16 protein-coding genes and 6 pseudogenes are annotated in these 25,181 nt (G+C 70.0%); 12 read left to right on the top strand and 10 right to left on the bottom strand.

Going from position 1 to position 25,181, the window contains the following annotated elements:
* Window positions 1–49: 49 nt before the first annotated feature.
* Window positions 50–388, bottom strand: coding sequence for a helix-turn-helix domain-containing protein (locus OG975_RS47280; protein WP_406335990.1), 339 nt, complete (start codon window positions 386–388; stop codon window positions 50–52).
* Window positions 385–600: a type II toxin-antitoxin system RelE/ParE family toxin gene (locus OG975_RS47275; RefSeq protein ID WP_406335988.1), complete on the bottom strand. Its 216-nt coding sequence runs from the start codon at window positions 598–600 to the stop codon at window positions 385–387. Before OG975_RS47275 ends, OG975_RS47280 begins: the two co-directional genes overlap by 4 nt.
* Before the next feature lie 586 nt (window positions 601–1,186).
* Between OG975_RS47275 and OG975_RS47270 the strand changes: the two genes are divergently transcribed.
* The 5 genes and pseudogenes from OG975_RS47270 to OG975_RS47250 all read left to right on the top strand — a co-directional run bounded on the left by OG975_RS47270 (window position 1,187) and on the right by OG975_RS47250 (window position 5,884).
* Window positions 1,187–2,092: an NADP-dependent oxidoreductase gene (locus OG975_RS47270; protein WP_406335987.1), complete on the top strand. Its 906-nt coding sequence runs from the start codon at window positions 1,187–1,189 to the stop codon at window positions 2,090–2,092.
* Window positions 2,093–2,174: 82 nt separating this feature from the next.
* Window positions 2,175–3,236 (top strand): alkene reductase, encoded by a 1,062-nt coding sequence (locus tag OG975_RS47265; RefSeq protein WP_406335986.1) that lies wholly within the window; start codon window positions 2,175–2,177, stop codon window positions 3,234–3,236.
* A gap of 11 nt (window positions 3,237–3,247) precedes the next feature.
* The gene (locus OG975_RS47260; protein ID WP_406335984.1) at window positions 3,248–3,727 is read left to right on the top strand and encodes a MarR family winged helix-turn-helix transcriptional regulator; all 480 of its coding nucleotides are present in this window, start codon (window positions 3,248–3,250) and stop codon (window positions 3,725–3,727) included.
* Window positions 3,728–3,997: 270 nt separating this feature from the next.
* Window positions 3,998–4,165 (top strand): annotated as a pseudogene (locus OG975_RS47255) (TOTE conflict system archaeo-eukaryotic primase domain-containing protein); the annotation flags it as partial.
* A gap of 138 nt (window positions 4,166–4,303) precedes the next feature.
* Complete coding sequence (locus OG975_RS47250; protein ID WP_406336764.1) at window positions 4,304–5,884, top strand: histone-like nucleoid-structuring protein Lsr2; 1,581 nt, start codon at window positions 4,304–4,306, stop codon at window positions 5,882–5,884.
* Between the two features lie 305 nt (window positions 5,885–6,189).
* Here OG975_RS47250 and OG975_RS47245 read toward each other — a convergent pair whose 3' ends face one another.
* The 5 genes and pseudogenes from OG975_RS47245 to OG975_RS47225 all read right to left on the bottom strand — a co-directional run bounded on the left by OG975_RS47245 (window position 6,190) and on the right by OG975_RS47225 (window position 15,970).
* Entirely contained in the window at window positions 6,190–9,771 is a 3,582-nt protein-coding gene (locus tag OG975_RS47245) for a SpoIIE family protein phosphatase (protein ID WP_406335983.1), read from the bottom strand.
* A gap of 139 nt (window positions 9,772–9,910) precedes the next feature.
* Window positions 9,911–10,546, bottom strand: coding sequence for a nucleotidyl transferase AbiEii/AbiGii toxin family protein (locus tag OG975_RS47240; protein ID WP_406335982.1), 636 nt, complete (start codon window positions 10,544–10,546; stop codon window positions 9,911–9,913).
* Window positions 10,543–10,764, bottom strand: a pseudogene (locus OG975_RS47235) (hypothetical protein); the annotation flags it as partial. The gene OG975_RS47240 and the pseudogene OG975_RS47235, both read right to left, overlap by 4 nt.
* Before the next feature lie 1,088 nt (window positions 10,765–11,852).
* Window positions 11,853–12,647 (bottom strand): IS5 family transposase, encoded by a 795-nt coding sequence (locus tag OG975_RS47230; RefSeq protein ID WP_406335981.1) that lies wholly within the window; start codon window positions 12,645–12,647, stop codon window positions 11,853–11,855.
* Between the two features lie 392 nt (window positions 12,648–13,039).
* On the bottom strand, window positions 13,040–15,970 hold the full coding sequence (locus tag OG975_RS47225; protein WP_406335980.1) for a SpoIIE family protein phosphatase: 2,931 nt from the start codon (window positions 15,968–15,970) through the stop codon (window positions 13,040–13,042).
* A 996-nt stretch (window positions 15,971–16,966) separates the two neighbouring features.
* Between OG975_RS47225 and OG975_RS47220 the strand changes: the two genes are divergently transcribed.
* Together OG975_RS47220 and OG975_RS47215 are read left to right on the top strand one after the other, a co-directional pair.
* On the top strand, window positions 16,967–17,752 hold the full coding sequence (locus OG975_RS47220; protein WP_406335979.1) for a spermidine synthase: 786 nt from the start codon (window positions 16,967–16,969) through the stop codon (window positions 17,750–17,752).
* A gap of 186 nt (window positions 17,753–17,938) precedes the next feature.
* On the top strand, window positions 17,939–18,124 hold the full coding sequence (locus tag OG975_RS47215; RefSeq protein WP_406335978.1) for an NUDIX domain-containing protein: 186 nt from the start codon (window positions 17,939–17,941) through the stop codon (window positions 18,122–18,124).
* Here OG975_RS47215 and OG975_RS47210 read toward each other — a convergent pair.
* Window positions 18,117–18,629, bottom strand: a complete 513-nt coding sequence (locus OG975_RS47210) for a PadR family transcriptional regulator (protein WP_406335977.1) — start codon at window positions 18,627–18,629, stop codon at window positions 18,117–18,119. The two genes, OG975_RS47215 and OG975_RS47210, sit on opposite strands and share 8 nt — an antisense overlap.
* Before the next feature lie 90 nt (window positions 18,630–18,719).
* Here OG975_RS47210 and OG975_RS47205 point away from each other — a divergent pair, with 90 nt between their 5' ends.
* Window positions 18,720–19,274, top strand: coding sequence for a hypothetical protein (locus OG975_RS47205; RefSeq protein WP_406335976.1), 555 nt, complete (start codon window positions 18,720–18,722; stop codon window positions 19,272–19,274).
* 75 nt (window positions 19,275–19,349) lie between these two features.
* Here OG975_RS47205 and OG975_RS47200 read toward each other — a convergent pair.
* Both OG975_RS47200 and OG975_RS47195 read right to left on the bottom strand, forming a co-directional pair.
* A pseudogene (locus OG975_RS47200) lies at window positions 19,350–19,436 on the bottom strand (phosphate transport system regulatory protein PhoU); the annotation flags it as partial.
* A 402-nt stretch (window positions 19,437–19,838) separates the two neighbouring features.
* Window positions 19,839–20,009, bottom strand: a pseudogene (locus OG975_RS47195) (transposase family protein); the annotation flags it as partial.
* Window positions 20,010–20,232: 223 nt separating this feature from the next.
* Here OG975_RS47195 and OG975_RS47190 point away from each other — a divergent pair.
* The 4 genes and pseudogenes from OG975_RS47190 to OG975_RS47175 form a co-directional block, all read left to right on the top strand.
* Window positions 20,233–20,331 (top strand): annotated as a pseudogene (locus tag OG975_RS47190) (IS5/IS1182 family transposase); the annotation flags it as partial.
* 40 nt (window positions 20,332–20,371) lie between these two features.
* Window positions 20,372–21,127, top strand: a pseudogene (locus OG975_RS47185) (IS481 family transposase); the annotation flags it as partial.
* A 584-nt stretch (window positions 21,128–21,711) separates the two neighbouring features.
* Window positions 21,712–22,023, top strand: coding sequence for a transposase (locus OG975_RS47180; RefSeq protein WP_406336763.1), 312 nt, complete (start codon window positions 21,712–21,714; stop codon window positions 22,021–22,023).
* A 661-nt stretch (window positions 22,024–22,684) separates the two neighbouring features.
* Entirely contained in the window at window positions 22,685–25,159 is a 2,475-nt protein-coding gene (locus OG975_RS47175) for a SpoIIE family protein phosphatase (protein WP_406335975.1), read from the top strand.
* Window positions 25,160–25,181: the final 22 nt, after the last annotated feature.

The following is a 25,181-nucleotide window of genomic DNA, read 5'->3' as shown; positions in this document are numbered from 1 at the left end:
CTTGCCCACGGGACTGCGCATGAACCTGGGTCACAGCTTGCCGATCGGGTCAGCCGAGGATGTAGGTCTCATCACCGAAGTCAGCGACGATCTTCAGCTTGCCGCCGAGCGCCTTGACGTAGGCAGCGAGGGTGTCGACCTCACTGCGCTCCAGTTGGCCCTTCTCGATGCGTGAGACGCGGGCCTGGGTGACGCCCATGGCTTCGGCGACCTGGACCTGTGTGGTGTGCTGCCGCTTCCGCAACTCGGCGAGGCGGTGCACCCGGGAGGCCAGGACCATCGCCTGCGCCCCCTTCTGGATCTGGTCCTTTTCGGCATCGGTGAAGGCGAAATCCTCGGCCAGGTCTCCCCAGGAGACGGCCTGCGGGTCCTTGAGGTGATCAGTCATCGTGCCCCGTCCTCTCCATCGATTCGCTTCAGATGGTCGGCGTATGCCTGCTCCGCCTGAGGTACCACGACGCGGTACCAGCCGGACCAGTTGCCCGCCTTGTCACCGCCGACCAGGATCACGGCCTGGCGGTCCGGGTCGAACACGAACAGCAACCGCACTTCAGTCGGCCCTGCCGAGCCGGGGCGGAGCTCCTTGAGGTTCGACAGCACCGAGCTGCCGAACCAACGACGCGCCGCTGCCCCTCCTGACCGAGGAGCCGTTCAGGCGCGCTCGGCCACACGCTCTGCGAGAAGGGCGGCCTGGATTCCGTCAGCTGCCGAAGGGCGAAGCCAGCTGGACTGTGAGGTCGTCGCGCAAGCACAGGAAGCGGACGGGGTGACGGTACTGGCCCCAGGGAACTCCGCAACCAGGTCGGGCCGTACGGGGCGCCAGGTCTCCCGCCTGGAACAGGCGAACACCGAGCTGTTGGCGCGGCTGGAGAGAGGGACGCGGTGCTGGAGGTTGCCCGGGCGGCCAACCGCGAGTCAACCCGGGCCCGAACCAGAAGGAAGCCGCGCACCGCTAGGGTCCGGCCGGCCCGGTCGTCCAGCTTCCAGTCGAGGTAGCCCTTGACCACGGAAGGCGCGCTCCTGCGGGGCGCCTCCCGCTTCGACCGCCACCCCGAGGAGACCGACGCGACCGCGACCGATCTCGCGCAGCCAGAGCCACAGCAAATACTTGGCTAGCCACATGTTTGCTGTTACGTTGATTATGTGTCCAGCCACCTAAATGGGTGGTGACACGAGAGGAGCCGTCATGAAAGCCATCCTGTTCGACCGTTTCGGAGGCACGGAAGTGCTGCACGAGGCGGACATCGAGGTCCCGCAGCCCGGCCCCGGGCAGATCCGCGTCCGCGTCAAGGCGGCCGGGCTGAACGCGCTGGACGGCAAGATCCGCTCCGGGGCGCTGGAGGCCGTCCGCCCGACGACCTTCCCCGCCGTCCCCGGTGGCGAGCTGGCCGGCGTGGTGGATGCCCTGGGTGAGGGCGTGAGCGACGTGCAGGTGGGCGATGAGGTGCTGGGCTGGTCGGACACCGGCTCGTACGCCCAGTACGCGCTGGCCACCGCCGTGGCCCCCAAGCCCGCCGGCCTCGACTGGCAGCACGCGGTCGCGCTGCCGGTGGCCAGTGAGACGGCCGAGCGGGTCCTGAACCTGCTGGGGGTCGCCGCCGGGGAGACCGTGCTGATGCACGGCGCGTCCGGAGCGGTCGGCACCCTGGCGGTCCAGCTCGCCACGGCCCGTGGAGCACGCGTGATTGCCACCGCAGGCCCCTCAAACCAGGACTACCTCACCTCGCTCGGCGCCACCGCGACCGTGTACGGCGAGGGCCTGGTCGAGCGGGTGCAGGCGCTGGCCCCCAACGGCGTGGACGCGGTGTTCGATCTGGCCGGGAAGGGCGCCCTGGAGGACTCCATCACCCTGCGGGGCGGCACCGAGCGCATCGTCACCATCGCCGACTTCGGTGCACGGCAGCTGGGCATCACCTTCTCCCAGGGGTCCCAGGAACGCTCGACCGCCCGCTTGGCCGCCCTGGCCCAGGACGCCGCGGCCGGCAAGCTCGTCACCACTGTCACCGCCTACCCGCTCGACCAGGCGGCCACGGCCCAGCAGGTCAGCGACGCCGGGCACGTGCGGGGCAAGCTCGTCCTGACCGTCGACTGAGCACGTCCGCCCACCGCCTCCCACGACCACTCGCTGCATTTACGGTGACCGGCCGGTCACGGCCATATCGAAGGACCCCCTCATGCTGGATTCCCTGTGGACGCCGACCACTCTTGGCGGCATATCTCTGCCGCACCGCCTGGTCATGGCCCCCATGACCCGTGACCGCTCCACACCTGAAGGCGTACCGACCGAGCTGAACGCCGAGTACTACGCCCAGAGGGCCTCGCACGCGCTCATCATCACCGAGGGAACCCAGCCCTCCACCGACGGCCAGGGCTATCTCCTCACCCCCGGCATCCACAATGACGAGCAGATCGCCGGGTGGCGCAAGGTCACCGACGCCGTGCACGCGGCCGACGGTCGGATCGTCATCCAGCTGATGCACACCGGACGCATCGCCCACCCCGACAACACCCCCCACGGACGCCAGCCGGTCGCCCCTTCGGCGATCCGGCCGCAGGGCATGATGTTCACCGCGTCCGGGCCCCAGGAGATGCCGACCCCTCGCGCTCTGGCGACGCAGGAGGTCGCGGCGACCGTCGACGACTTCCGCCGCGCCGCAGCGGCTGCCGTCGCGGCAGGCGCCGACGGCGTGGAGATCCACGGCGCCAACGGCTACCTGGTGCACCAGTTCCTGTCCGACAACACCAACCAGCGCACCGACCGCTACGGCGGTTCCCTCGACAACCGCATCCGCTTCGCCGTCGAGGTGGCCGCTGCCGTGGCCGACGAGATCGGCGCCGACCGCATCGGCCTGCGCATCTCCCCCGGCAACCCCTACAACGACATCGCCGAGTCCGACACCGCCGAGCTGTATCCGGCGCTCCTGCGTGCCCTCAGCCCGCTCGGCCTCGCCTACCTCCACGTGATGCACGCGGGCGACGAGGAGCTGCTGGGCACCCTGCGCTCGCTGTGGCCGACCACGCTGATCCTCAACCGGGCCGGTACCGACCTGCCCACCCGCGCCAAGGACGTCGACCACGGCACGGCCGACCTTGTCTCCGTCGGGGCCCTCGCGCTCGCCAACCCGGACCTGGTCGAGCGGCTACGCTCTGACGCGCCGCTGAACACCCCCGACGCGGCGACCTTTTACGGCGGCGGAGTGGCCGGCTACACCGACTACCCCACCCACACCGTCTGAGGAACCGAACCATGGCCGCCCCCACACCCCGCATCCCCACGACGGCCAGCGAGGGGCCGATGAGCTACGCGATCTTCCAGCTCGCCCGCGCTCACCGCGCCCGCGCCGCCGCCATGCTCCGCGAGATGGACCTGCATCCCGGACAGGAACTGCTGCTAATGCAACTCCTCGACCGGGACGGCCAGACCCAGTCCGAGCTGCTCGAAAGCGTCGACGTGGACCACTCCACCATCTCCAAATCACTACGCCGCATGCAGGACGCCGGCCTGCTCAACCGCGAGCCGGCCGAACACGACCGACGCGTCATGGTCGTCCACCTCACCGACAAGGGCCGTGCCATGCGCGAGCCTCTGGCAGCCATGTGGCGGGCCCTGGAGGAGACCTCCGCGCTGAACCTGTCGGCGCAGCAGGCAGAGTCCTTCGTCCGTATCGCCTACGCCATCACCGACGCGATCAACAGCCGTGCCGTTGCGGCGGAGGAGTCCGAGTAACTCCCCTCGGCCTGCACCACGGTTCCGGCCTGGAGTGCGAATCGTTTCCGGCGTTCCCGCGAAGTGGACAGTGCCGCAGCGCACTCAGCTGCACGAAGGCCCGTGCTGAACGGAGACAGGCTCCCCGACTGTCGGAAGAAGCCCCGGCGAGCCGAGCCTGCGGATGCGGCGGAACCCGCCCGCTCACCCCCCGTACGTCGGGGAGAACCGGGGTGAACGGGGTCTCAGTGTGAGGCGCAAGCGCGAGCTGTCCCGGTTCCCGCCCAGGACTTCCTGCCGACCCAGGCCAAGAGCAGCTTCCGGTTCGGCAACCTGATCGCGCTACCGCTGCACGGTGTCTCCCGCGCCAAGGGCACCACCGTCTTCGTGGACCCCGACACCTGGGAGCCGTATCCAGACCAGTTCGCCCACCTGTCGCGGACCGAGCGGCTGGCTCCGGCCTATGTTGAGGCGCTCGTTGACAAGCTCGGCCCGGTCAAGGCCGGTCCGTCCCCGACCACCCCTCAGCTGGGGGCCCGGCCTCGCCGCAAAGCCGTCGGCAAGGCGCCCGCGCGCGTTGAGGCCCGGGTCTCGGCGATGCTGGCGATCTCCACGGCCGGGCTGCCGCCGCAGCTGCTGGCCGCGCTCAAGCACGCCGCGTCGTTCCACAACCCGGAGTTCTATCGCAAGCAGAACCAGCGCTTCTCCACCTTCAACACCCCGCGCCTCGTCTGCTGTTTCGACGCCTCCGACGCGGACTGGCTCAAGCTGCCCCGCGGCCTGGCGGACGAGGCCGCCCAGCTCATTGCCACCGCCGGCGGCACCCTCACCATCACCATCACCAGCGGCCTGCCCGAACCCCCGCCGATCGCCGCCCACTTCACCGGAGAGCTGACAGCCACCCAGCAGGCCGCCGTGGAGGCGATGACCAAACACCCGGCGGGCACCCTGGTCGCGCCGCCCGGCTCAGGCAAGACCATCATGGCCTGCGCCCTGATCGCCCACCACCGCACTCCGACCGCAGTGATCGTGAACCGGGCCGAGCTGCTGACCCAGTGGCAGGAGCGGCTGGCCGGCTTCCTGGACTTGGGTGACGGGCAGGTCGGCTCGCTCGGCGGGGGCAAGGACCGCCGCAGCCACATCGTCGACCTGATCATGCTGCAGACGCTGTCCCACCGCGACGCCCCCGACGACCTGCTCGACGGCTACGGACTGGTCATCGTGGACGAGTGTCACGCCGTGGGGGCGCCCGGCGCCGAAGCCGCGATCCGCCGAGCGAAGGCGCCGCGATGGGTCGGCCTGTCGGCGACCCTGTACCGGGCGGACCAGATGGACCCGGTGATCACGATGCAGTGCGGCCCAATCCGCCACGAGATCGACGACGCCAGCACCTTCGACAAGCACCTCATCGTGCACCCCACCACCTTCACCAGCCACGAACCGGGCACCGACGGCGCCTCCATCCAGGCCATCTACAACGAACTCGCCCACCACAACGCCCGCAACCAGCTGATCGCAGCGGACATCGCCAACGCCACCCGGCGCGGACGGTGCAGCCTGGCGCTGACCAACCGCGTCGAACACCTCCAGCAGCTCACCGAAGCCCTCCGGCCACATGGGATCACCCCGCTCGTCCTGCATGGCGGCATGCCGCCGGCCGAACGCGCCCGAGTACGTGCCGCCCTGGCCGAGGAACACCAAGAGCCTCCGGCGCTGCTGGCGATCGACAAACACGCCGGCGAAGGCTTCGACGCACCACGCCTCGACACCCTCTTCCTCACCAGCCCCATCTCGTTCAAGGGACGGGTGATCCAGCAAGTCGGCCGGATCATGCGCACCACCGAAGAACGCAAATCCCACGTCGAAGCCCACGACTACCTCGACGCCGACGTCCCCCTGCTGGAGCGCATGCACCACAAACGCCGCCGCATCCTCGAACGTCGCGGATTCACAACAACCGCCCCCGAGAATCTCCCGCCCGCACCACTCCGCGCTCCTGTCCCCGCCGCCCGTCAGCCACACCCTTCGGCCGTGGCACCGAGCGCGGCGGAAGTACGGGCCTGGGCCCGCGAACAGGGCATGGACGTACCACCACGCGGCAGACTCCCCGCACACATCCGGGAAGCCTGGCGCACCGCCCACCCCGCCACGAACGAACAAGGACACCGCGCACAGTAGGTAACACGCCGGTGTCCAGTCCAGGCTGCCATGGCCGGTTCACCCACTCCCCTACCGCACGCCGACAGCCTCAGCGTGCCTCCTCGTGCTCGGCCTCTGGTTTCCGCACAGTGCAGCGCAGCACGAGTCCATGGACACCCCCGCCACCCCTGACGCATCTGCTATCTGCAGCTGCGAATCCACGATTTCCGAAACCCGGGAACCCGCGACCATTGACGCACCACGACACCGCAAGCCCCCACGGCGAATCATCAGCAACACTGAAGACAGTTCGTCAGCAGTGAATTAGCAAATCCGCTGCTTCCTTAGCAATGACTACGAGCAGTAGCGGTCGGTTGTATGGCACTTCCGTCAGTCTGCGGGTCGCCGGTTCGACACGATGGTTCGGCGGTGGCGGCGAGCAGGGCGGTGTCGTCGTCGACCCGGTCGGGGGTGTTCAGTAGTTCCAGGGCCCGTTCGGTGATCTGCTGGGGGTCGGTGCGGGCGGCGGCGGACAGCGCGCCGCAGGTCTGGCGCAGAGCCGCCAGGCCGTCGTCCAGGGACAGCGCCCGGTTTTCCACCAGGCCGTCGGTGTATAGCAGCAGGCTGGTGCCAGGCGGGAACGCCACCTCGCGGCCGATTGGGGTGCTGCCCAGTCCCAGCGGCAGCGCCGGGGGCAGCTCCAGATAGGCGGTGTCGGCGGCTACCAGCAGGGGCGGTAGGTGCCCGCTGGCGGCGTAGCGCAGGCGGTGGCGGTGTGGGTTGTAGACCGCGTAGAGGCAGGTGGCGAAGCGTTCGGTGGCGAGCGACTGCAGGTAGGCGTCCAGCCTGGTCAGCACCTGGGCCGGGCCGGCGCCCTCCATCGCGAGGCTGTGCAGGGCGGAGCGGAGTTGGCCCATCACGGTGGCGGCCTCCACGTCGTGGCCCATGACGTCGCCGATGGCCAGTCCCACGGCGCCGTCGGGCAGTTCGAACACGTCGTACCAGTCGCCGCCGACCTCGGCGCCGCGGTTGCTGGCCCGGTAGTGGGTGGCCAGGCGCACGCCGGGCACCTGCGGCAGGCGGTGGGGCAGCAGGGCACGCTGCAGGGTCAGGGCGAGGCAGCGCTCGTTGTGGTAGCGGGTGGCGTTGTCGTAGGCCAGGGCCAGGCGGTGGGCGAGGTTCTCCAGATACTTGTGTTCGACCGCGGAGTAGTCGGTGTGCCGGACCAGTACCAGGGCCCCCAGTGTCTGGTCGTGGGCGTGCAGAGGCAAGGCCAGCACGGCGGCGGGCGCCGGGTACGGGCTGGCTGGGGCTGGGGCGGTGCCGTTGATCGCGTGGGTGGCGGCGGTGGCCAGGGCCTCGCGGGCAAGAAGGGGGGTGCCGGCGATGTATGCCGGGTGCGACTGCGCCGGGGCGGGTGCCGCGGCGGTGAGGTGGATGCTGATCTGGTCAGCGAAGTCGAGCAGCAGGATCTGGCCGGCAGTCTGCAGTATCTGGTCCGGGTCGAGGGTGGCGGACAGCCGCAGGCCCGCGTCGGCCAGGGAGGCCAGCACGGCCAGCTGGTTGCGGGTCTCGGTCAGGACCTGTTCGCGCAGCCGGGACAGTTCCAACCCGGTGCGGACGCGCGCCAGCAGCTGGCGCGCGGAGAAGGGTTTGGCCAGGTAGTCGTCAGCGCCGGCGTCCCGGCCCTGCACGGATTCCTCCTCGCCGGCGCGGGCGGTGAGCAAGACGATGGGCAGGCGGGCAGTGCGCGGGTCGGCGCGCAGCGCCCGGACCAGCTCGAAGCCGTCCATGCGGGGCATCATCACGTCGCTGAGCACCAGCTCCACCGGCTGGGCCAGGGCCGTCTCCAGGGCGGCCCGGCCGTCGGCGGCGAGCAGCACGTCGTAGTCGGGCTGCAGGAGCTGGGTGAGGTAGGCGCGCATGTCGGCGTTGTCGTCGACGACCAGCAGGCGGGCCCGGTGGGGGCGGTCGGTTTCGTGGGGGCCGGGGGCGTGGGTCGCGGGGGCGTACGGGGTGCGTGCCGCGGAGGTGGCCGCGGCGGGGACGGGGTCGGCCGCCAGCCAGCCCAGCGCCTCGTCCACATAGGCCGCGGCGCGGCCGGGCCGGCCGCCTCCGCCTTCCCTGGGGATCTCCCCGGGGGATCCGGCGTCGGCCGCAGGCGGGGCCGGGCGGGGCCGGTGGGCGGCGGCGAAGGGGAGGTCCACGGTGACGGTGGTGCCCTGACCGAGCCGGCTGTCCACGCCGACCGTGCCGCCGTGCGCTTCCACCAGGTCCTTCACCAGCACCAGGCCGAGGCCGCTGCCCTCGTGGGAGCGGGAGCGGGCGCCGCGGACCCGGTGGAAGCGCTCGAACAGGCGCGGCAGCTCGTTAGCGGGGATGCCGGTGCCGGTGTCGGTCACGGTCAGCCTGACCCGGTCGCCGGCCGCGGCCACCTGCACCCGGGCGCCGCCGGTGAAGGTGAACTTCAGGGCGTTGCTGAGCAGGTTGAGGATGATCTTCTCCCACATCTCCCGGTCCAGGGACACCGGCTTGGGCAGCGGCGGGCAGTCCACCTCCAGCGTCAGCCCGGCCGCCTCGAAGGCGGAGCGGAACACCCCGGCCAGCTCGGCCGTGACACGGGCGAGGTCGACCGGCTCGCGGACCGGGCGCATCTGCCCGGCCTCGGCCCTGGCGACGTCCAGGAGGGTGTTGACCTGCTTCAGCAGGCGCAGGGCGCCGCGCTCGGCCAGCTCCAGCTGCTCGCGCCGCTCGGGCCGGTCCTCGTCGGCCAGGGCCTGCTGGAGCGGGCCCAGGAGCAGCGTGAGCGGGGTGCGGAACTCGTGGCTGACGTTGGCGAAGAAGGTGGTCTTGGCCCGGTCCAGCTCGGCCAGCGCCTCCGCCCGCCGGCGCTGCTCTTCGTGCGCGAGCGCGGCCGACTCGTGTGCGAGCGCGGCCGACAGCGCCCCGGCCACGCCTGAGGCGAACACCTCCAGGAAGTCGTGGTAGGCCCCGGCCGGGGGGAAGCAGGGGTTGACGCCCACCACTAGGACGCCCTCCACCTGGCCCGCGCAGTGCAGTGGCAGGGCCAGCGCCTGCTCGACCGGGAGCCGGGGGGCCGCGGCGTGCTGCCCGGCCGTGCTGCCGCCGGTGAACGCGGCGGCCAGCAGTGTGGCCGGGGTACCGTCGGCGACCACCTGCGCCAGCCGGGCCGCCACCCCCGACCCGTCGGTTGCACTCAGCGCGACGGTCTCGGGCGCCGACGGGAGCCCGGCGGAGGCCGCCGGCCGCTGCATCCCCGGCTCGGAGGCCAGGTACAGGCCCAGGAACGGGATCTCCTCGGGGTAGGAGCCCGCCACCTCGGCGACCACACGGGCGACCTCGCCCGGGGTGGGCAGCCCGGCGGTGCGCGCGCCGGTCTCGCTCAGCAGGCGCAGCCGGCGCTCGCCCAGTACCCGGCCGGTGGTCTCGGTGATGATCTGCAGCACGCCGCCGGCGGTGCCGTCGTCCAGCAGCACGGGCTGGAAGGCGGAGTCGAAGTAGCACTGCTCCAAAAAGCCGTGGCGCTCCATGATGAGCGGCTCATCCGGGATCAGCAGGGTCTTGCGGGTGTCGGTCACATAGTGGAAGTGGGAGCTCACGGGGTGGGCCCAGACCTCAGGGAACACTTCCTTATAGGGCCTGCCGAGCGCCCAGGGGTGTTTGGCGCCGACAATGGGTGTGGAGGCCAGGTTGTACAGCGTGGCGAATTCAGCGCCCCAGTACAGAGCCATCCCATGCTCAGAGGTGAGCATGAGGCGCAGGGAGTCCACCAGGGGCCCCGGCCAGGAGACGGTGGGCCCGAGCGGCGTCGCCGCCCAGTCGATCCCGGCCAGAAGCTCGCCGAACGCGCCGCCCTCGGCGAACACCCGGGCCGCCGCGGTGCGCGGGTCATCGGGCCGGGTCATCGGGAAATCTTCCTCCTGGCGCCTATGCGATCCGCCCGCACCCTCCCAAGTCTGCCGACGGCCACGCGCTGCGGACCTCCCAGGCAGATCGGACGCCGGATCCGACGGTCCCGGCTGCACTCCTGCCCGAATTGTAAGATTAAAACAAATAAGAGGCCATTTGCCCAGTAGTGTACGCCTGCAGCCGCACGCCGACGGCGGTGATCGTCGACTCGCAGTCCCTGCGGGCGGCCGACACTTCGGCACCGTTGAGACGGTCGCGCAGGTCCTGGAGGCTGAACTCGAAGCGTGCGTGGCGGCGCCCGAGCGTTTCGAGGTCGGCGGTGGTGCGGTGCTGGGAGGCGGCGTGGACGTCGATGAGGTCACGGACCGCGCCGCGGTCCGCGAGCGCGCGGACCTTGGTGCCGATCACGTCGTCGAGGGCCAGCACCGGTCCGTACTCGGTCTCGGCGGGCGGACCCCAGAATGCCTCTTTGAGGACGTCCACCTCGCATTCCTCCCCGGATTGCGGGTCGGTTGCGATGAGACGACCGGAGAGGGCGCCCGTCTCGATCTGGCGGACGCTCCAGCCACGGGTGGCGAGGCCGTCGCTGACCACGGCGACGATCTCGGCGATCGAGGCGGGATTCTCGGTGGCTACGTCGAGGTCCTGGCTGAGGCGGTCTGCCAGGCCGTGGGCCCGGACGGCATAACCGCCTGTGATCACCAAGGGGTACCTGGTGCCGATCGCGAGGACATCGGCAAGGAGCCGGCGGTGCAGGTTGGTCAGGTTCACGCGGCCGGCACACTCCGGACAGCGGCCAGCTCGGGGAAGGCGGCTACCCAGGCCTCCCGCAGCGGCCGGCTGATCAGAGTGCGCAGCACCGGCCACTGCCCGAGCAGCAGATCCCGGTTCAGGAAGGCGACCAGGTCCTGGCGCTGCCCCTCGGCCAGGACGGTGCGGTAGAGGCCCATCCGCGAGCGCGGCTGCTCTACGCCGTAGGAGCGACGTCCCAACCGTCTCGGTCTTGGGGGCGCGGTGGCGGATGAAGTGGCCCAGGACGCGGGCGGCGTCGGTGGCGGCTTGTTCGGGGGCGTCCTGCACGATCTGTTCGAGGGCGAGGATGCCGCCGATGCGTACGTAGATTTCGGGTGAGCCGAGTCGTTCGAGGGCTTTGGTGAAACGGTCGGTGATCTGTCCGCGCCGGGTGAGCCGGTAGGTGCGGGCGGTGTACAGCAGAGCGATCCCGGCGCCGAGCGCAGCGGTGAACGCGACGACGGCGGTACGCAGGCCGGTCACGAGAGCCGCTGACCCCTTGGCCAGCTCGCCCCGGTCGATGTACTTGGCGTCGATGACGTAGGGGCCGAGCCAGATCAGCCAGGGCAGCCCCACGAACAGCACGAACGCTCCAGCTGCGATCAGAGCCATCATGGCCCGCCGTCGGACGCGTTCCTTCCTGCGGGCGCGTTCCCGGCGCTGATCCAGCCCGGTCATGGTCTGCCATAAGAAGCCGTATCTCAACCGAACGTGATCGTTTGATTCGTGCTGGTCAGGCATGGTTTCGCTCGGGGTGAGGGAGGCATCCGGCGTCTTGTGTCCGCTTCGTGACCGGGGGGTGCGCGGTGGCGTCGGTGCTGGGAATGCTGGAGGAGCGGGAGGCGGCTGCCGGGTGCGGGTGGAGGGTCTGCGGGAGGAGGTCGCGCGGCTGGCCGAGGTGCTGGAGGCCGCGGAGATCGAACTGGACCGGCGGGTGATCGCGCGGGAGGAACTGGTCGAGGCCCTGGCCGTCTCTGCGGCCGAATCCACTGCCGTGACCGGGACCGAGGCTGAGGAGGAAGCGGTGCCGTCGCTCGCGCCGGTGCCGGGCTCGACGGTGCCGCCCTGGCGGGAAGGGCTGCCGGTGACGGTTCTGGCGCCGGACTATCAGCGGATTCTGGGCGTGCTGGAACAGCAGCGATCCACAGGTCACGGGCCGCTTCGGGCCAAGGAGATCGCGGTGGAGCTGGGCCTTGGGGCGACGCCGACGAAGGTCGAGGGGGCGCGGTCCAAAGCCCGGCGCCTGGCGGAGCGCGGGTGGCTCCTCTTGGAGGCGTCGGGGCATTCAGTGCCGGCCGGCGGCCCGTCGCCGCGCCAGACGCCGGCTCATCCGCGTGACCATCGACCACCGGATCATCGCCTCACTGGTGGCGGGCAGGGTCTCGTAGTCCCGGGCCAGACGGCGGGAGTTCATCAGCCACGCGAACGTGCGCTCTGCCACCCACCGCCTGGGGAGCACCACGAACCCTGTCATGTCGTCGGTGCGCTTGACGATCTCCAACGTCAGAGCGAGCTTGTCCCGGCACCAGCCGAAGAGGCCGCCGATGTATCCGCCGTCGGCCCAGACGAGGGTGATGCCGCGGTGCAGGCGGCGCAGCCGGGTCAGCAGGCCCGCCGCGGCGTCCCGGTCTCCGATGTTCGCGGCGGTGACCGCGACGACCAGGAGCAGACCGAGGGTGTCGGTCACGATGTGCCGTTTGCGGCCCGGCACCTTCTTCCCGCCGTCGTAGCCGCGTGAGGCGGCCGGCACTGTCGCGGCGGCCCGCACCGACTGCGCGTCGATGATCCCCGCCTTGGGCTCGGCCTCGCGGCCCTCGCACTCACGGACCTTCCCGCGCAGCCGGTCGTGGAACTCGGCGATCAGCCCGTGCTCGCGCCAGCGGCGGAAGAAGGCGTAAACCCGAGCCCAGGCGGGGAAGTCCGCGGGCATCGCCCGCCACGAGATCCCGCCCGCGACCAGGTAACGGATCGCGTCCAGCAGCTGCCGGTGACAGTAGCCCTCGGGCTGTCCGCCCCGCCCTTGAAGCCAGGCCGGTACCGGCAGCAACGACCGGATGGCCGCCCACTCCGCGTCCGTCATGTCCGACGGATACCGGCGCACCCGATCGGGATGATCGGCCGCATTGCCGTACACGTGCGCGAGGCAATCGCACGACACGGCGGGCGAGTTGAAGTCAACGGGCTCGGGCGCGTACAACAACGACAACAGGGCCTCCGGGAACCGCTCGGAATGGGGTCGCACCCCCGAGCTACCAGGAGGCCCTGCTTTCATGCGCGCACCGCCGGAAGATCACCCGACCAGGAATTCCGTTCGATCCACGCGTTCCAAGATCGGGTGAGATACGGCTTCTGAGACTCCATCCGCTGGCCTGGGGCATCGATACCTGGTGAGGCGGACAGCAACGCGACTGTAGGACACCTTCGTTGACCGTGGCCGACCCCTGTGTCTGGCGTGGTTGCTGACGTGCGCTCTTAAAAAGAGAACCGAGGCGGTGGGAGGGGCTGTTCGGTCCAGATGGTCTTGCCGGTGAGGGTGTGGCGGGTGCCCCAGCGCTGGCAGAGTGCGGAGACGAGCTGGAGGCCGCGGCCGCCCTCGTCGGTGGCGGAGGCGTGGCGGATGTGCGGGGTGGTCAGGCTGGCGTCGGAGACCTCGCAGATCAGTGCGCGGCTGCGGAGCATGCGCAGCCGGATGGGTCCGCAGGCGTGCCGGACGACGTTCCCGACCAGCTCGCTGACCAGGAGTTCGGTGGTCATGATGAGGTCCTCATCGGCCAGGTCCCAGGCGGTGAGCTGGGCGCGGATCAGCTCCCGGGCCTGGCCCGCCGCCACCGGGTCCTCCGGCAATGGCCAGTCGGCGACGTTTTCCGCGTCCAGCGGGTGGGTGCGGGCCAGCAGCAGGGCTGCGTCGTCTATCAGCGCGCCGTGGGCGGGGAGGAGAGCGGAGGTGAGGGTGGCGCAGAGGGCGTCCAGGTCGGACGCGTCCGCCGATGAGGTCGGCATGGCGTTCACGGACTGAACGAGGAGCTCGGCGAGGTGGCTCATGCCGGTGGTGACATCCCTGTCCTTGCTCCCGACCAGGCCATCGCTGTAGAGGGCGAGCAGGCTGTCGGCGGGCAGCAGGGTCTCGAGGGTTTCGAAGGGTGGAGCGGCCACCCCCAGTGGCGGGTCCGGAGTCATGGCCAGGAACGTGACGGTGCCGTCGGGGTGGGCCACCGCCGGGGGCGGCTGACCGGCGCTGGCGTACGACAGACGCCGGGTCACCGGGTCGTAGATGCCGTACAGGCAGGTGACGAAGGCATCGGTGCCCAGCTCGCCGACGATGTCGTTGAGGTGGCCGAGGATTTCGTCGGGCGGCAGCTCCAGCTCCGAGAGGGTGCGGACGGCCGTGCGGAGCCTGCCCATGATGGCGGCCTCGGCCATGCCGTGGCCCATGACGTCGCCGATCACGAGCGCCACCCGGGCCGCGGAGAGCGGGATCACGTCGTACCAGTCGCCGCCGACGTCGGCTCCCTGCTTGGCCGACTGGTAGCGCGCCGCCGCCGTCACCTCGGGCAGCTTGGGCAGTGCCTGCGGCAACAGGCTGTGCTGGAGCGTACGGGCCCGGGTCGTCGCCTCGTCGTAGAGCCCGGCCCGCTCCAGGGACTGCGCGATCAGTCCGCTGAGCGCGGTCAGCAGCGTTCGTTCGTCATCGTCCAGCACCCGCGGTCGGCCGAAGGAGATCACCGCCGCGCCGATCCCGCGCCCCGATACCGCCAGCGGCAGAAAGGCCCACGCCTGCTTGCCGCCCTCCCGGATCAGGGTCTCGGCCCGCGGGTAACGCTTCAGGTACTCCTCCGGGGAGGAGATGCAGAGGGGGGTGCGGGTGCGCAGGGCGTCCCCCACCGGGTTCGTGGCGTCCCTCACTGTCCACTGCCCGTCCATCAGCCGGGTGAAGCGCTCTGAATGGCCTCGGGAGCCGATCACGGTCACCCGGTCGCCGACCACGCCGAGCATGATGAGTCCGGTGGCCCCGAGGGGTGTCATCACGCCGTCGGCCACCGCCGCCATCACATCCTGGGCCGTGACTGCCTCGGCCAGCTCCCGCGTGATCCGCTGCACCAGGGCCGCCCGCTCCGCGGCCGCCCGCTCCGCGGCGGCCCGCTCGGCCTCCAGCAGATGCCGCTCGGTGGTGTCGGTGATGTAGAGCGTGAGGCCTTCCGGCACCGGCACCAGCCGCAGGTGGTACCAGGACGTCCCGTCCGGCCCCGGTACGTCGAATCCGGCCGGCTGGCCCTCGGCCGCCGTGGCCCGGCACCGTTGTTCCAGCCCCGGTACGGCACGTACCGCGGGAATGTCCCAGAGCAGGGCTCCGGCCACATCTGCCGCGGCACCGAAGAGCCGCTCGGCGGCCTGATTGAGAAATCCGATGCGCCAGTCCGTGTCCAGGGAGACGAAGCCGTCGCTCATGTGTCGCAGCGCCCGCCCTACCGACTCGGCGGCGGTATGCGTTTCGCTGCTGTCCCGGAGGGTGCCGATCACCTTCACCGGCGTCCCCTCTTCGTCCGTGATCGTCCGGGCACGGGCCTCGATCCAGAGGTACGTGCCGTCCTGGCGCCGGATCCGGTACTCGTTCTGGAAGCCGCCGCGCAGCTGGATGCCCGTGTCGAAGCCGGCTACCGCCGCTGGCAGGTCGTCCGGGTGGATCAGCGCCGCCCACGCCTCGATGCCGCCGCTCATCACCTCCGGATCGATGCCGGTCAGCGCCTCCACGACGGGCCGGTCGGAGGTCAGCTCGCCGGTGAGCAGGTCCCAGGTGTACGTGACGGAGGGCGTCCCTTCCGCGTCGCACAGGGGGGCGGCCTCCCGCGGTTCTGGACCGTTCTCCAAGGCGCGCATCAGGGTGGGGGACGGATTGAGGATCCCGGACGACTTGAGCCTCCTGGACATCCAGGCCGCCACCTCGTTCAGAAACGCGCGCTCCGACGCGTCGGGCTCGGCGCCCGGGGCGAAGAGAACGGAGAGCGCGCCGCGTCGCCGGCCACGACTCGGAATGGGGACGGCCAGGTGACCGATGCCGGCGGGGAGTCGGGAAGGCCACAGGGCGGCCGGGTCCCGGCCTGGCACCGGGTCGGGCGGGGCCAGGTCGCGCTGCCAGGTGGTGGTGTCGTTGCGGGCGGCCCCGCTGGGCGGCGCAGTTCCCCGTGCCGGGATGATCAGCCAGGGCCGGGTCATCGACTCCGGCAGGCCACTGTCGGCGACCAGGTAGAGGATGCCGCTCATGCCGCCACCCGGGAGATGCACCATGCCGCCCAGGCCGTGCACCTCGGCTACCACCTGCTGGAGCGCGGTCAGCAGCACTTCGACATCGCGCCGGTCCTCGTCCACGGCGTCGAGCAGCCGCATCCGCACGCGGTGTCGCTTCAAGGGCCGTACGGTCTGTATGGTCCGCAGGCCCTGCGGTTGGTGCAGCGGATGGGGGACGTGGGGTATGGACGGGCCGGTGTTGTCCGCTTCGCCGCCTCTGGTATTCACCACTGCCGACTGTCGCCTCCGCTCACCGCTGGGGTGCCCGCTGGACCGCATGTGATCGGATGTGGACCTGCAGCGATCCACACACGCCTATTCATACTAATCGGAATAATTTAGGCCATTTCATCCGCCATGGGGAGCCTTTCGTACCCGATCAACCGTATGTGGCGTCAGCTAACCCTTCGTTACCACTGGGGCGTTATCCATCGGCTTGGCGTGGCGGCGTCACCGGCAGTTCGGCAAACCCGGCAGTAGAGATCAAGGCCGTGTCCCGTAGTGACCGCGTCGATCGGGGCTTGGAGCGGCACGCATGTGGCACGGCGTCTGAAACGGCGAAGGGCCGGCCTGGGAGGGGGTACCTCCTGGACGGGCCCTTTAGTTGTGTGCCCCGGCAGGATTCGAAGCTGCGACACCCGCTTGAGGAGTTCGATCAGGCGGCCTACCGTGCGGCTGACCTGGGCGAACGTCTGAGTGGTGTCCCTGCGGGCGGCAGTGCTTCTTACGTTGTCCGGGACGGCACTGGCACCACATCCGCCGAGTCGCTCGCCAACGTCTACAGGACTCGCCAACATCTATAGGAGGAGTCACGGCACTGGGCCGTATGGGAGCACGGCGCATCGTCGTCGACAACATGATCTACCGCTGGCGGCTGCGCCGCACTGGTCCGCCGGCTTCATGCCTTCGCCCTGAACTCGTCAGAGTGAGCACCGCCTTGGAATTCAGGCTGCGCTGCTGGATGCGGCGGTGTACGGCCGCGCGATCGCCCCGCCGGAAGTACTCCGTGTGGGACCCTGCAGGGCATCGGGCCTCGCCCCGGCCCGTACGGTGCCTTCCTGCGGCGCACCTCAACCCGCCCGCGGCAGCGGACAAGGACGCGAAGAAGGACACCGGATGAGTGCACGTTTCGAGGAGATCGACTGGCGGGCGACGCCCATGGGCGAGATCAGCCTGCGGCGTCGGCGGGACCCCGTGTCGGGGGAGGACGTGTACGAGGTGAAGCTCGGCGACGAGTACCTGATGTCCAGCCTCTTCACCGCGGGGGAGGTCGAGCTGGCCCGGCTCGGCCTGGCGGAGCTGCCCGACAGCCCGCTCGATGTCGCCGTGGGCGGACTCGGCCTCGGTTACACGGCCCGGACGGCACTGGACGATCCGCGGGTGCGCTCGCTGATCGTCGTCGACGCCCTGGCCGAGGTGATCGACTGGCACCGGCGCGGGCTCGTACCGCTGGGCGCGGGACTGGCGTCGGACCCCAGGTGCCGGCTGGTGCGCGGGGACTTCTTCGCGATGGCTGCGGGGAGCGCGGCGGCGGGCGGACCGGTGCCTGCGGGGAGCACGGCCGGCGGCGCCGCCGGTGCGGCTCCGTGCGGTCTGGACCCCGAGACTCCTGGCCGCCGTTTCCACGCGATCCTGCTGGACGTCGACCACTCACCGCGCCATGTGCTGCACCCCGGCCATGCCGCGCTCTACCGCCCGGCCGGTCTGACCGCTCTGGCCGAACTGCTCCATCCCGGGGGCGTGTTCGCGCTGTGGTCGAACGACCCGCCGGACGAGGAGTTCGGCTCGGTGCTCGCGGAGGTCTTCACGGAGACCGCTGCGCACGTGGTCGCTTTCGACAATCCGCTCCAGGGCGGGACCGCGGCCAACACTGTCTATATCGCCCGCAGGCACGACGGCTGAGGACACCCGGCGGCGCAGCGGCCGCCACCGTGGACCTGGCCGCCGCCTTCTCGAACACCCTTCCGCCTTGCGCCGGTACCGCATCCAGCGCAAGCCGAGGCCGGCCGAGAACATCATCATCGCCGCCGTCCCGCCCAACGACCCACCCGGCACCGCACATTGGCGATCAACGCCTCGCACCCGAAGATGCCCTCCTCGTGGCCCGTCTTCGCCCGGACACGAATGCTCCCTCTTCCCTGGTGGCGACGCGAACCGGGCGGGACTTCTCCCGACTGCGCATGCCGTGAACTCCGCGAAGAAGCGGGAGTGATCGCTGAACGATGGCGATCACTCGGCCCGTACGCGATCCCCGGTCCGCCGGCCGTCAGGTGATCTGGCCGGCCGCCCACTCGGCCCACTCGCGGCGCATGGCGTTGAACCGCAGGCCGTACTCCAGGGCGATCCGGCCGTAGACCGAAAGACTGCCGTCATCCCAGTCGACGGACTCCTCCAGTCGGCGCAGACTCTGGTACCCCTGATCGGACAGCTCGATGAGCTCGGTGAGGTAGCCGTGCGCCTGCTCGGGCGTCAGCACCCCGAGAAAGAACACCCGCAGGAGAATGTCGCTGCGGGTGTTCCGCTGCGGCTTGGTCTCGGTCAGCCAGTGCCGCAGCTCGGCCAGTCCCTCGTCGGTGAGGGCGTACTCCTTGCGGCCTCGCGGACCCTCGGATGCCACCTTGATCAGCCCTGTGTCCGCCAGCTTGGTCAGCTCGGTATAGATCTGGCTCTGGGTCGCGGGCCAGACGGTGGCCAGCGACGTCTCGAACAGTTTCAGCAGGTCGTAGCCGCTGGCGGGACGCTCGGAGAGGAGCCCGAGCAGCGCATGTCGAAGGCTCATGTTCAACAGTCTACATTCCAGTATTGACATGTCAGTATCACACCTTCTAGTTTTGACATGTCGGAACGAAAATGCTGAAGCGGAGACGTCATGTCCTACCTGCGCACCTTCCTCCCCTGGATCGTCTTCGCCGCGCTGCCCTCGGGGAGCTGGCAGTGGGCGGCGCTGGCCGCCCTGGTGGTCGCAGTGGCCGTGATCGTCCAGCAGATACGGGCAGGTGCCGGATTCGACGCGCTGATCATCGAGATCGGCTCCGCGGTCTTCTTCGCCGTGCTGGCCGTCATCGCCTTCGCCAACCCGGACTCGGGTGTGCACGACTACTCGGCGGCGCTGTCGGCGGGCACACTGGCGGTCATCGCCGGGGTCTCGCTGGCCATCGGCAAGCCGTTCACGTTGGGCATCGCCAAGCGCACCACCCCGCGCGAGGTCTGGGGGCTCAAGCCGTTCATCCAGACCAACGTCATCATCACCGCCGTGTGGACCGCGGCCTTCGCCCTGACCGCTGTCGTGCTCGCCGTCCTGGCGCACGCCGGAAACGCCCACTCGACCCCCGCCACGCTCATCCAGGTCGCCGGCTTCGCCCTCCCGATGATTTTCACCGTCCGCTACGTCGCCCACGTCCAGGCCAAGGCCGGTGCCCGATGACCTCCGCGCAACAGGCCCGGCCCCACCCTGCGGGCAACTACGCCCCGGTCGGCGAAGAACTCACCGCGTACGACCGGCATCCAGGAGGGCGGTGGTGGCCAGGCCGATTGCCGAGCCGGCCAGGTTCGCCATCTCCACCAGGCCGTCGCTGATCGAATCCAGCTCCTCGGCGACTCCGCAACCAGGAACATCGGAGCCGCCACACCGCGCTGCCGCTGGCTCAGCCCGGTACAAGGCCGCAGCGGTGCATGCTGGGGTTCGTGCCGGCCGCGACGTCCCCTCAGGGATATGCGGCTGCTGGGCCGCGGGTGGTCAAGTCTCCATGTGGAGATCGGCCCATCGGGTGGTCCTCTCGGGGCGACGGGATATTCCGTGGCGTGTGGAGAGGGCCGCGACGAAGCCACTCCCGCGACCGTTCTCCTTGTGTTCGGCGGGGTGGGGGCCGTCGGGCGACGTCTGCCGTTGAGGTACCGGCCCCGCGTCGGTGACCTCGATGCGGAGAGCGCGGCGGCTGCCGATCTCGGGCATGGACAACCGCAGCACTGCTGGAGGCAGTGAGCTCTTTCAGCGTTGCCGCTCCAGGGTGAGGACGGCGGCGGCGATTGACGACATTCGATTCGGGCTGCATCGGGCTCTGCGGAAGATACGCCATGACTTCAGTCGTGCGACTCCGCGTTCGACGGGTGCCCGGGCTGCGGACAGTGCGCGGTTGACGGTTTGCTGGGTTGGTGTGAGAGGTCGTTTTCATCTTCAACGTCATGTTAATTCCCGTTTTTTGATGTGCGGGGTTGTGGTGTTGGTGCGCTTCGAGCCTCGATGGCAGGGTGGGGTGGGGTGGTAGCTGAGGCGGGATGCGCCTCGCGCCTGTCTCATCCCAGGACGCCCTGTTCTGCGCTGTGCTTCCGCGGCCGACACTTCACGCCTGGGCGCACTCGCCTCCTGGCAGTACGTCCAGGACATGAGTGAGCGACGCCCGTATCCGAGTGACCTGTCCGATGCCCGCTGGGAGTTGATCGAGCCGGTCCTGGCGGCCTGGCGCTTCGAACGCCGGGGCCGAGCCCTGGACTTCGGCCGCCCGCCCGAGCAGCTGGCGACGGCGGTTCAAGCAGGAGGGCATGCCGGGCCTGCTGGATCGCTCCCGGCGGCCGCGGAACAGCCCCACGCGCCTGTCGGCCGAGGTTGAAGCCGAGATCTGCGAGCTGCGTCGCCGGCACCCCCGGTGGGGTGCCCGCCGGATCTGTCACGAACTCGCCGGTCACGGGCTGGAGTCGGCCCCGTCACGGGCCACCGTCCACCGGGTGCTGTCCCGCGACGGCCCGGTCCGCGCCCAGGAACAGCAGCATCCGCGCAAGTACCGTCGGTGGCAGCGTGAGGCGCCGATGAACCTGTGGCAGATGGACCTGGTCGGAGGGGTTCCGCTGGCCGACGGGCGGGAGTGCAAGATGGTCACCGGCATCGATGACCACTCCCGGTTCGTCGTGATCGCATCCGTCGTGGCCGTGCCCAGCGCCCGCGCTGTGTGCTCGGCCTTCACCGCCGCGATGCGCCGCTACGGGGTGCCCTTCGAGGTGCTGACGGACAACGGCAAGCAGTTCACCGGCCGTCATACGCGCCCCCAGCCGGTGGAGGTGCTGTTCGAGCGCATCTGCCGGGAGAACGGCATCACCCAGCGGCCGCCCAAGCCGCGTTCGCCCACCACCACGGGCAAGATCGAGAGATTTCACCGCTCCCTGCGCGAGGAGTTCCTCGATCACGTAGTGCCGTTCGAGTCGCTGGCCGCGGCCCAGGAAGCGATCGACGGCTGGGTGCACGCCTACAACCACCAACGCCCGCACCAGGCCTTGGACATGCCCACCCCCATCAGTCTCTTCCGGCCCCACACCGCGGTTGACCGCGATGACGAGCATCCTGAACAGGCAGTCGTCGAGCCGGAGTTGGCCGTCGAGGTCGTCGAACCGCCCGTCCTGCCGCCGCAGGGAACCGCAGTCGAGTTCCAAGTGCGGGTGCCGCCCAGCGGCGAGATCACCCTGGTGACCGGCCGGCAGCGAGTCGGCATCCACCAAGCACTGGCAGGCAGGACACTGACGGTCTGGGCGAACCACCGCAGCGTCCACTTCCTCCTCGACGGGCACCTGGTCACCACGGTTCCGTCCCGGCTGCGGCCGGAGGACATCGCCTACCTGACCATGCGCTACGGCGCCCGCCCGGCCGGTCCCGAACCCGTCCCGGCCGCTCTGCCCAGGGCGCGGAGCGGCACGGCCATCCTCGCCGCCGGCGAGCCGCTCGAGGTCGAGCGCAAGGTCCAGCGGGACGGACTCGTCGGCTTGGCAGGCGGCCGCTACCAGGTCGGGTTCGCCCTGGCGGGCCGCTGCGAGCTTGCCAGTTCCAGCGAGGCACGTCTCAGCTTTGGGGGTGATCGGTGCCCATTCAGCCAGGGATGGTCGAGGATCTCGCCGCCGGTACCCGCAGCCTCTACGAGCAGGCCGAACAGCGACTGTTGGGCATCATCGCCCGCCAGCTCGCCGACGGTCTCGACGCACCCGGACGGGTCGAGCGGAAGCTCGGAGCCATGCAGGCCATGCGCCGCGCGTCTGAGAGGTGGATGTTGCGGTGCCGCGCCGCCCGCGTGGTTCGGCACTACTGGCGCGCCAACAAGCTCTGGTCCGGGTCCTACTTCGCCGGCACCGTCGACGGCGCCCCACTCTCGGCGGTCAGGCAGTACATCGAACAACAGAACCAGCCCGTGTGAGCACCGCCCGGCCCCGCCGCGACCAGCCCTCGCGACGCTCCGCGCCACGGGCGGGGAACACGCGGCATCCGGCTCCGCCGGACCAGAATCCGCGACGCTCCGCGTCGCCACCATCAGATTCGCTTCACCCCCGGCCTGAAGGCCCGAGCACTGCGAATGAATCCCGGTAGCGGTTCAACATGGGCACTACCGCAGGCCGCCAAGGAAAAAGGCTGGGTGGCACCCGGCCACTGAGAGGCCGATCCAGATCGAGGTCCGCCGCTCGCCAGACCTGTCCCATACCTCCGCTGCCCAGGAAGTTCCAGCCGGTACCGCCCAGCCAACACCGTGTTCGCCTACTTCATGATCGCCACCCCGTCCGTGCGGCACTCTCCCTGCGCATGGGAAGGAGTCCGATCGAGTCCCGGTTCACTGGGAGCAGCAGAAACCCTCACCCCGACGTGGCCGTCAGCACCGAGTGCCACCACCGACAGGCGGATCGTAACCAGTTTTTAATGCTGTGCCCTTGTCGCCGTGAGAGGTGACAGGCACGAACCCGGGGCCCAGGCTTGGCCCAAGAGTGCATGCCGGGAGGTTACACCCGGAACGTAGCACTATGGGATGCAAGAGAACGAGAGACGCACACCTGATCGGAAAGCGCACTCCGGGTGGAGGTGAGACGGTGGAGGGACGGCGAAACACCCACGACGTCGACCCGCCGAGCTCAGACGACACGTCCGACGACTCACTCACGGCGCGTGCCGTTGTCGACGACCACGGCATGATCGCTGAGTGGAGTGAGGGCGCTTGCCGACTGCTCGGCTATGCGTCTGCACGGGTCATCGGCAGACCGGCCGCCGACCTGCTCGACGAAGAGATCTCCGCAGAGGCACTGCGTCAGCTGTCGGCCCTGCCGAGGTGGAACGGCACGGTTCAGCTGCAGCACCAGGACGGGCACCGAGTGGAAGCCCGTCTGCTCGCCCACCACCGGCGGGAGGAGGGCAGCGCCCCCGACTGGCTGGTGTTGTCCCCGCTCGTCGGCGCCAGTGCTGCCCAGTACACGGAGAAGCTGCCCGCGTGGAGCTTCTACCAGACGTCCTGCTGCTCGCTGGAGACGTACGACACGAACCTGCGCCTGAGACAGGCCAATCACTACGCCGAGCGCGCCCTGAATCTGAGTGAAGCGGAGATGCGAGGGCTTCGGCATGCCGAGCTGGTGGCCCACCCCGACTTCGCAAGGGTCGAGCAGCGCATGGCGCAAGTGCGGGAGACCGGTGAACCCCAGGACGTGGAGGTCGAGGTACAGGTCGCCGGGGAGATCCGCAAGCAGGCCTGGTCCCTCTCGCTGTTCCCGATACGGGACGAGGACGACGTACTGCGCGGCGTGGGGCTGTCGGCCCACGACATGACCGAACAGTACTGGGCGCGCAAACGGCTCCAACTGCTGAACGATGCCGGCACCCGCATCGGGAGTACGTTGAACGTCGCGCACACGGCCCAGGAACTGGCCGACGTGGCCGTCCCGGAGTTCGCCGACTTCGCCACCGTCGATCTCCTTCCGGACGTCGAGCGCGCCGAGACGCCGCCACCGGGAGCGGCGATGTCCGGGCTGACCGCGGAAGGCTCGTTCCTGCTGCGCCGGGTGGCCCAGCAGTCTGTGCTTCCAGGCATCGCCGAGGCGGTGCTGCGCCCCGGCGAGGTGGACAGCTACGCCGCGGGCTCCCCCACGGCGGAATGCCTGACCACCGGCCGGGCCGTGCTCCATGCCGAATTCGACCCGGACTCCGCCGACTGGTCGGTGGGGCATCCCGGACGGGAGGAGTCGGTCCGCACCTTCGGCATCCACTCCGTCATGGCTGTGCCGCTGACGGCCCGTGGCCACACCCTGGGCGTTGTCGTCTTCCTGCGCCACCAACAGCCGGAGTCCTTCAGCGAGGGCGATCTGCTACTGGCCGAGGAGATCACCGCCCGGGCCGCGGTCTGCATCGACAACGCGCGCCGATACGCTCGCGAGCGGGAGACCGCACTGGCGCTGCAAACAGCCCTGCTCCCTCAGCGGCTGCCCGCTCAGCCCGCGGTGGAGGCGGCCTTCCGGTACCTGCCGACGGACACACTGGCAGGGGTGGGCGGGGACTGGTTCGACCTGATCCCGCTGTCCGGCGCCCGCGTCGCCCTGGTCGTCGGCGACGTGGTCGGGCACGGCGTTCAGGCGTCGGCGATCATGGGGCGGCTGCGGACCGCCGTCCGAACCCTCGCCGACATCGACCTTCCCCCCGACGAACTGCTCACCCATCTCGACGACCTGGTCATCCGGCTCTCGGCGGACACGGACGCCGACGGAGCTTCGTGGGACCCTGCCGCCGAGATGGCCACCGGCCTCGGCGCCACCTGCCTGTACGCGGTCTACGACCCGGTCTCCCGCGTCTGCACGCTGTCCCGCGCGGGCCACCCGGTCCCCGCCGTGGTCAGCCCTGCGGGCGCCGTGCACTTCCTGGACGTACCTGCCGGTCCCCCGTTGGGGCTGGGCGGGCTACCCTTCGAAACCATCGAGGTCACCCTCCCCGAGGGAAGCCTGCTCGCTCTCTACAGCGACGGGTTGGTCGAGTCCCGCGAGCAGGACATCGACGAGGGGACTGCGCGTCTGCGCAGCGCCCTCGCCGGCCCCGTGACGTCCCTGGACGATCTTTGCGACCTCGTGCTCGCCACCGTGCCTCCCGAGGACCCCGCCGACGACATCGCCCTGCTCGTCGCCCGCACCCAAACGCTCGCCCCCCGGGATGTCGCCACCTGGGACCTGCCAGCCGATCCCGCCGTGGTAGCCGAGGCGCGCAAACTCGTCAGCACGCAACTCGAGACGTGGAACGCGCAGGAGGCATCCTTCGTCACCGAACTGGTGGTGAGTGAGCTGGTCACGAATGCGATCCGGCACGCCGAACCGCCCATCGAGTTGCGCCTGCTCCGGGGCCGCCGCCTCATTTGCGAGGTCTCGGACGCCAGCAACACAGCGCCCCACCTGCGGCGTGCCCGTACCTACGACGAGGGCGGTCGCGGCCTGCTGCTCGTGGCACAACTCAGTCGCGGATGGGGCACGCGCCACACCGGCACCGGCAAGACCATCTGGGCAGAGCTGGCCTTGGACCCGTCCGAGTCCCCGTAGCCTTCTCTGAGCTAATCTCACG

Source organism: Streptomyces sp. NBC_00203, from assembly GCF_045206325.1.
Taxonomy (GTDB): domain Bacteria; phylum Actinomycetota; class Actinomycetes; order Streptomycetales; family Streptomycetaceae; genus Streptomyces; species Streptomyces lutosisoli.
This window is presented reverse-complemented; position numbering and strand designations above follow the sequence as displayed.

What these genes read in the sequence shown, in the direction of transcription:
- OG975_RS47280 (WP_406335990.1), bottom strand. Translation starts at nt 388, where the DNA reads ATGACTGATCACCTCAAGGACCCGCAGGCCGTCTCCTGGGGAGACCTG.
- OG975_RS47270 (WP_406335987.1), top strand. Translation starts at nt 1,187, where the DNA reads ATGAAAGCCATCCTGTTCGACCGTTTCGGAGGCACGGAAGTGCTGCAC.
- OG975_RS47265 (WP_406335986.1), top strand. Translation starts at nt 2,175, where the DNA reads ATGCTGGATTCCCTGTGGACGCCGACCACTCTTGGCGGCATATCTCTG.
- OG975_RS47260 (WP_406335984.1), top strand. Translation starts at nt 3,248, where the DNA reads ATGGCCGCCCCCACACCCCGCATCCCCACGACGGCCAGCGAGGGGCCG.
- OG975_RS47250 (WP_406336764.1), top strand. Translation starts at nt 4,304, where the DNA reads ATGCTGGCGATCTCCACGGCCGGGCTGCCGCCGCAGCTGCTGGCCGCG.
- OG975_RS47245 (WP_406335983.1), bottom strand. Translation starts at nt 9,771, where the DNA reads ATGACCCGGCCCGATGACCCGCGCACCGCGGCGGCCCGGGTGTTCGCC.
- OG975_RS47230 (WP_406335981.1), bottom strand. Translation starts at nt 12,647, where the DNA reads ATGACGGACGCGGAGTGGGCGGCCATCCGGTCGTTGCTGCCGGTACCG.
- OG975_RS47220 (WP_406335979.1), top strand. Translation starts at nt 16,967, where the DNA reads ATGAGTGCACGTTTCGAGGAGATCGACTGGCGGGCGACGCCCATGGGC.
- OG975_RS47215 (WP_406335978.1), top strand. Translation starts at nt 17,939, where the DNA reads ATGCCCTCCTCGTGGCCCGTCTTCGCCCGGACACGAATGCTCCCTCTT.
- OG975_RS47210 (WP_406335977.1), bottom strand. Translation starts at nt 18,629, where the DNA reads ATGAGCCTTCGACATGCGCTGCTCGGGCTCCTCTCCGAGCGTCCCGCC.
- OG975_RS47205 (WP_406335976.1), top strand. Translation starts at nt 18,720, where the DNA reads ATGTCCTACCTGCGCACCTTCCTCCCCTGGATCGTCTTCGCCGCGCTG.
- OG975_RS47180 (WP_406336763.1), top strand. Translation starts at nt 21,712, where the DNA reads ATGGTCGAGGATCTCGCCGCCGGTACCCGCAGCCTCTACGAGCAGGCC.